This is a genomic window from Endozoicomonas sp. SESOKO3, assembly GCF_024606255.1.
This window is the reverse complement of the sequence record NZ_JAHHPR010000108.1, coordinates 1-6,395: the sequence shown is the minus strand read 5'-3', so window position 1 is coordinate 6,395 and position 6,395 is coordinate 1. Positions and strand designations below refer to the sequence as shown.

Below are 6,395 nucleotides of genomic sequence, written 5' to 3'. Positions count from 1 at the left end.
GTCAATATTAGGGTAATCTATGGAGGCAGGGGTGAACACTTATGTACGATAGCGCTCAAGTTGACATCTGTGATCGGCTTTACACCGCAGAACAAGTACGTCGGCTGGATGATACGGCAATCAATGATTTTCAGATCAATGGCTTTGAACTGATGAATCGGGCTGCCCGTGCGGCTTTTCGCTCTTTGATAAATCATTGGCCAGACCTTCTTCACGGCAAACGGCTTCGGGTCTTCTGCGGTGGCGGGAATAATGGCGGCGATGGTTATCTGGTGGCCATGCTGGCAGCCAAACGGGGTGGGGCGGCTTCAGTGACTTTCCTGTCCTCGCCGGAAAAACTGTCAGGAGATGCCCTGCTAGCCTACCAAACCTGCATAGCAGCAGGTGTTGATGTTGAGCCTTACACACCAGAGACGCCACTGACCGGCGACGTTTTCGTGGATGCCCTGCTGGGAACGGGGCTGGGAAGAGACGTTGAGGGACACTATCGAGACGTTGTGACTCGAATCAATGAATCGGGCCGACCTGTTCTGGCTGTTGATATTCCTTCCGGTCTTTGCGCCGATAAAGGCGCTGCTCTGGGCGTTGCTATAAAAGCGGATGTGACCGTGACATTCATTGGTATGAAACTGGGGCTGAGTTCTGGCAGAGGAAAAGAGCTGTCCGGACAAGTTGAGTTTGCTGATCTGGAAGTGCCGGAAGCGGTTTATGAGGCTGTACCCTACGAAGCTCTGAGATTGTCAGAAGACAGGCTGAGTCGCTGGGTTCAGCCCCGGTCCAGAGATTCACACAAAGGCGACCATGGACATGTTATGGTGGTGGCCGGGAACCATGGTATGCCCGGAGCAGCGATTATGTCGGCAGAAGCTGCATTATGTTGTGGTGCGGGTCGGGTCACAGTGGCCACTCGTCGGGAACATCTCCTGGCCCTGGCAGCCCGTCGTCCAGAGTTAATGGCATCGGCTGTTTCAGGAGCGGAAGATCTTCGTTCGCTCATGGAAGGGAAAAATCTTGTGGTGGTGGGACCCGGTCTGGGAAAAGATCCGTGGGCCCGGGAGCTACTGACAGAAGTACTGCAAGCCGAGTGTCCTGTGGTGGTCGATGCCGATGGCCTCAATATTATTTCGGAAGATCCGGCGTTGCTTAAATATCGAAAGTACCCGATGATTCTCACACCTCATACCGGTGAAGCGGCGAGACTGCTGGAGACCCGAAGTTCAACCATTAGTGCTGATCGGGTTAAGGCTGCGAAAGAACTATTTAAGCGTTTCGGCGCGGTGGTCGTTCTAAAGGGGGCGGGTACACTTGTATACGACGGAAAAACCCTGAACCTCTGTTCTGATGGTAATCCGGGAATGGCTGTAGCGGGTATGGGGGATGTACTCAGTGGCGTGATTGCTGCACTGGCCGCTCAAGGGCTGGAGACCCATGCTGCTGCAGCTTTGGGGGTCTGGTTACATGCGACAGGTGCAGACCATTTAGCAGAGCTTCAGGGCGAAAGAGGGATCCTGGCGCTGGAAACCGTGCCTTACATAAGAAGTCAACTGAATAAAATAGCAAAACAGCCTTGAGCTATAGAAACAACAAACAATGAACGGGTGCACGTACCCGTCTACGTCAAGATAATAGTGAGTGTATGGAAGGCAGGATTGAGCTGCTGATTGATAATGAGCAGGAAATGGTTCAGCTGGGCAAGCAGCTGGCTGAAGTAAGCGGCGGTCACGCCGTCATTTATCTGGTGGGAAACCTGGGGGCCGGGAAAACCACTTTATGCCGGGGTATTCTGCATAGTCTTGGTCATCAGGGGGCGGTTAAAAGCCCGACTTATACTCTGGTCGAGCCCTATAGCATTGAAGGTCAACAGGTTTATCATTTTGATCTGTACCGCCTGGCTGATCCTGAAGAGCTTGAGTTTATCGGAGGGCGGGATTATTTTGAAGAAGACTGTCTGTGTCTGATCGAGTGGCCCTGCAAAGGTGAGGGGGCTCTGCCAGAGGCCGATCTGGAAGTACAACTGGATTACAACCTGCCCGGACGCAAGGCCCTGGTCAAAGCAGGGACCGAACGCGGGCAGGGTCTGTTGAGAAAACTGCAGGGACGGCAGGAGGGAGAATGTCGTCAAGGATAAGGAAGTTCTTTATTGCTGCTTTGCTGATGTTACCTCTGCCATTGTCGGCAGCCCAGGTCAATGATATTCGTGTCTGGCGTTCTCCTGATAAAACCCGTCTGGTCTTCGATGTCTCCAGTGAAGTGGCTCACTCGCAGTTCTTTCTGGACAACCCCCGAAGGCTGGTGCTGGATATTCGTGGCACTCAAAAAACTAAAAATGTAGCCAGTCCCCGTCTCGGTACCACCCCTATAAACAAGATTCGCTATGGTGTCAGAAATAAGAAAGACCTGCGCATTGTTTTGGACCTGAAAAATAAGGTCACCAGCAAAAGCTTCCTGCTTAAGCCCAATGCCACATACGGCTATCGTCTTGTGGTGGACCTCTTTGATGATTCGACAAAAACAGCAGGGCCGGTAAAAGAGCCCACTAAAACTCCCTCTGCAAGAGATATTGTTGTGGCAATTGATGCCGGCCATGGTGGCGAAGATCCGGGGGCACTGGCCTATGGTGGGGGGCATGAAAAAGTCGTCACGCTGAACATTTCCAAAGATCTTGCTGCGCTGTTGAAAAAAGAGCCCGGCTTCGAGCCTGTTCTGGTGAGAACCGGAGACTACTACATTCCTCTGCGTGAACGTGCTGTTATCGCTCGTAAAGCTGGAGCCGATCTGTTCATATCCATTCATGCTGATGCTTTTACCGATCCCCGTGCTAATGGTGCCTCGGTGTATGCCCTGTCCAGGGGGGGAGCGACCTCGGAGACTGCCCGCTGGCTTGCTCACAGGGCAAACTCGTCAGATCTGATTGGTGGTGAAGGGGGCATATCCCTGGGCGACAAAGACGATATTCTGGCGGGTGTTTTGCTGGATCTCTCTATGACCTCAACGCTGTCTTCCAGTCTGGAAGTCGGTGACAGGGTGCTAAAGCATATTGGTACGATTAACAGGTTGCACAAGGAGCAAGTGGAGCAGGCTGCATTTGTTGTTCTGAAGTCTCCCGATATTCCCTCTATCCTGGTGGAAACAGGCTTTATCTCCAACCCTAAAGAAGGGCGTAAACTGAAAACCCGAAACCATCAGCGTGCCATGGCCCGACAGATATACAAAGGAGTAAAAGGCTACTTTGTGAACAAACCTCCGCCCGGTACTCTGGTCTCCAGGCTTAAGGCTGAGGGTAAAATAGATACACGCCCGGACCAGTATGTGATTCAGGCCGGTGATACTTTGTCAGAGATTGCCAGTCGTTTTGATATCAGTCTGAGTTCATTGAAAACAGCCAATAATATCAGCCGGTCAGATACGATCAGAACTGGACAGATGTTGGTTATTCCCAACTAAAAGACACCTGAAGAGAATGTCAGTCATGCTGACAGGCTAGTCAGTTCCTTCCCGGGCTTTTTCCCATAAAGTGTCATTATGTGAAAAATCCCGGGGGGAACCGGTTATGCATTTGAGGGCGTTAGTTCACTCATTACCCACCCATCTGAACCAGTCATCATCCAATGACCTGTCGAACCGTGGTCAGGATAACCTTTTTAATGAGAACAACCGGGTCAATCGGCCTGGGTATCGGGTTTTCAGCGATACCTTTACCAAGCTGGATAGTCGGTCCATTGCCGAGTTTGAAAATCTGGCGTTTTCTCCCCCCGGCCTTGAGGAGCCTAAAGTCGATCTGTCAGATTTGCTGGAATCCTATGAGGTGATTACAGAGTACCCTGTTATTGATTTGGTCGTCAGAGGGGGGGCTGGACCTTCTGCACCCCGGTCTGTTGCTATCGGGCAACGTTTATTGATGCCTGAGCAGATTTGGAAGCAGAAAGAAGTACAAAGGGAGCTGGAAGCTCAGGAAAAAAAGCGCGGGCTGGCCGGCGAACCGGAAGTTCTGGCAGAACAGATAACAGAACAAAAAGAGCCGGAAGAAGCTCCAGTGATTGATACGCTGACCGGTATGCCTGTGAGAGAGCTTGAAAATAAAGTGTGGGAGTTTCTGTTCAAAGTAGTCGATACTCTGTCTCCGGCAGCAGGCAAAGTTAAGGGAGTCGTAACCGATGTTGTCTCAGAGGAGAAGGTAGAACAGCTAAAGACAGGTCTTAAGAGCGTTCTGAAAAATCAGGTTGATTATGAAGTCAACGAAAACATTGGACGGCGTATCCTGCAGATAGCGCAGATTTGTGGTTCTACCGGTCCATTATTGCCAGCATTGACACTGCTGGGGTACTCCACTCCGGGTTATCAGTTTATTCCGGCAATGCTGGCACTCTGGCGACTCAAGGATTTCAGGGAAGAGATTTCTGCGCTGTATTACGACCACAATGCCACACCTGCGCTGGTGGATCTTACCATTAGTTGGGTGCCAACTTTAGCGTTCAGTCTTTCAGGATTCTAACCACTTGGCAAAAGTTGATGGAGACTGATAGTCTTTCTGGCAATAAAACCGGACTGATTGACCTACCTCTATGAAACCTATCCGTTTACTCGATACCCGCCTTGCTAACCAGATTGCTGCCGGTGAGGTGGTTGAACGTCCTGCATCGGTTGTTAAAGAACTGCTGGAAAACAGTCTTGATGCCGGCGCAAAACGAGTGAATGTCGAAGTAGAAAGTGGTGGTGTCAAATTAATCCGTATTCGTGATGACGGACATGGCATTGCCAAAGATGATCTGGCATTAGCCCTGTCGAGACATGCAACCAGTAAGATTTCTGAACTGGAAGACCTGGAAGGTGTCGGCACCCTGGGCTTTCGTGGTGAAGCTCTGGCATCCATTAGTTCGGTTTCACGCTTAACATTAACGTCTCATGTTGATGGTCAGGAGTCGGGCTGGCAGGTTCGTTCGGAAGGGCGTGATATGGAAGCTGTTTTAAATCCAGCGCCCCACCCCGTGGGTACGACAATTGAAGTCAAGGATCTGTTTTTTAATACACCTGCGCGGCGGAAATTCCTGCGGACAGAAAAAACAGAGTTTTCCCATCTCGAAGAAGTCGTAAAACGTTTGGCCTTGTCCCGGTTTGATGTAGGGTTTGGCCTGAGGCATAACCAGCGCAGTATTCATCAACTAAGACCCTGCAGCACACAAGCTGAGAAAGATCGCCGGGTAGCGTCCCTGTGTGGACCAAAGTTTATTGAAAACTCGGTGATTGTTGATGTCGAGGTTTCAAATCTAAAGCTTTGGGGATGGGTAGGATTACCAACGTTTTCCCGTTCCAGCGCTGATCTTCAGTACTTCTTTGTTAACGGCCGGGTAATCAGAGATAAACTGGTCGCACATGCTGTTCGTCAAGCCTATCGTGATGTGCTTTATGGGGGTAGACATCCAACCTTTGTCTTGTATCTTGAGCTTGATCCGGCGCAGGTGGATGTTAACGTTCACCCAACCAAGCACGAGGTCCGATTCAGGGATGGTCGAACAGTCCATAACTTCCTGTTCAGTACGTTGCATCGTGCTCTGGGACAAGTGTCTCCAGAAGATCAACTGCCTTCAGCGGCTCTGTCTTTACAGCCCAAAAGCCAAGCCTCAGGTATTGAAGGAGGCGAATTCAAGAGTCAGGAAAGTATGAAACTGTCCCCGGCTCCAGCCAGTCCCTCCTTTTCTTATAGTGCAGCTTCCGGGCAGCCGTCAGCGTTTTCAGGTGCAAGACAAGCAAGAGAAACACCTCTGCCAGATCAAATTCAGAAGCAGATTCAGGCATACGGTGAGCTTTATGCTTCAGGTGCCACGGAGCGAAGCTCTCTTCAGGAAGATCAGCCCTCAGCCATCAATGATACTCCAGCCGAACAGTCTACCTCCGTAAATCTGCCAGAACAGACGGCAGATATCCCACCCCTGGGCTATGCCATAGCACAACTGAAAGGTATTTATATTCTCTCTGAGAACGAGCAGGGGATGATTCTGGTCGACATGCATGCTGCTCACGAACGCATTACTTATGAACGGATGAAAATTTCCTGGCATGCCGATGGTATTAAAGCCCAGCCTCTGTTGGTACCAAAATCAATTGCTGTCAGTGATCGTGAGGCGACCTGTGCCGAAGAAAATTATGAGTACTTCAAACAGCTTGGATTGGCGCTTGAGCGAATGGGACCAGAAACACTTTTGGTGCGTCAGTTGCCGGTTATGCTTCACAATGCTGATGTAGAAAAGCTGGTCCGTGATGTGCTTTCAGATCTGATACAGCACGGTGACAGTGATCGTGTGGAAAGTCAGATGAATGAGGTACTGGCCACCATGGCCTGTCATGGTTCAGTACGAGCTAATCGTCGTCTTTCAACCGAAGAAATGAATGCTCTGCTC

Annotated in this window: 5 protein-coding genes; all 5 read left to right on the top strand. The window is 50.6% G+C overall.

Going from position 1 to position 6,395, the window contains the following annotated elements; genetic code table 11:
- Nucleotides 1-41 precede the first annotated feature (41 nt).
- Complete coding sequence (locus tag KDK18_RS01945) at nt 42-1,571, top strand: NAD(P)H-hydrate dehydratase (protein WP_257252804.1); 1,530 nt, start codon at nt 42-44, stop codon at nt 1,569-1,571.
- Nucleotides 1,572-1,636: 65 nt separating this feature from the next.
- Complete coding sequence (tsaE, locus tag KDK18_RS01940; RefSeq protein ID WP_257252803.1) at nt 1,637-2,128, top strand: tRNA (adenosine(37)-N6)-threonylcarbamoyltransferase complex ATPase subunit type 1 TsaE; 492 nt, start codon at nt 1,637-1,639, stop codon at nt 2,126-2,128.
- Nucleotides 2,113-3,444 carry an N-acetylmuramoyl-L-alanine amidase gene (locus tag KDK18_RS01935; RefSeq protein ID WP_257252801.1) on the top strand — a complete coding sequence of 444 codons (1,332 nt, stop codon included), beginning with the start codon at nt 2,113-2,115 and terminating at the stop codon, nt 3,442-3,444. The genes tsaE and KDK18_RS01935 overlap by 16 nt, the downstream gene beginning before the upstream one ends.
- 106 nt (nt 3,445-3,550) lie before the next feature.
- Complete coding sequence (locus tag KDK18_RS01930; RefSeq protein ID WP_257252800.1) at nt 3,551-4,492, top strand: hypothetical protein; 942 nt, start codon at nt 3,551-3,553, stop codon at nt 4,490-4,492.
- Between the two features lie 70 nt (nt 4,493-4,562).
- On the top strand, nt 4,563-6,395 hold a 1,833-nt coding region (mutL, locus tag KDK18_RS01925), incomplete at its 3' end, for a DNA mismatch repair endonuclease MutL (protein ID WP_257252798.1).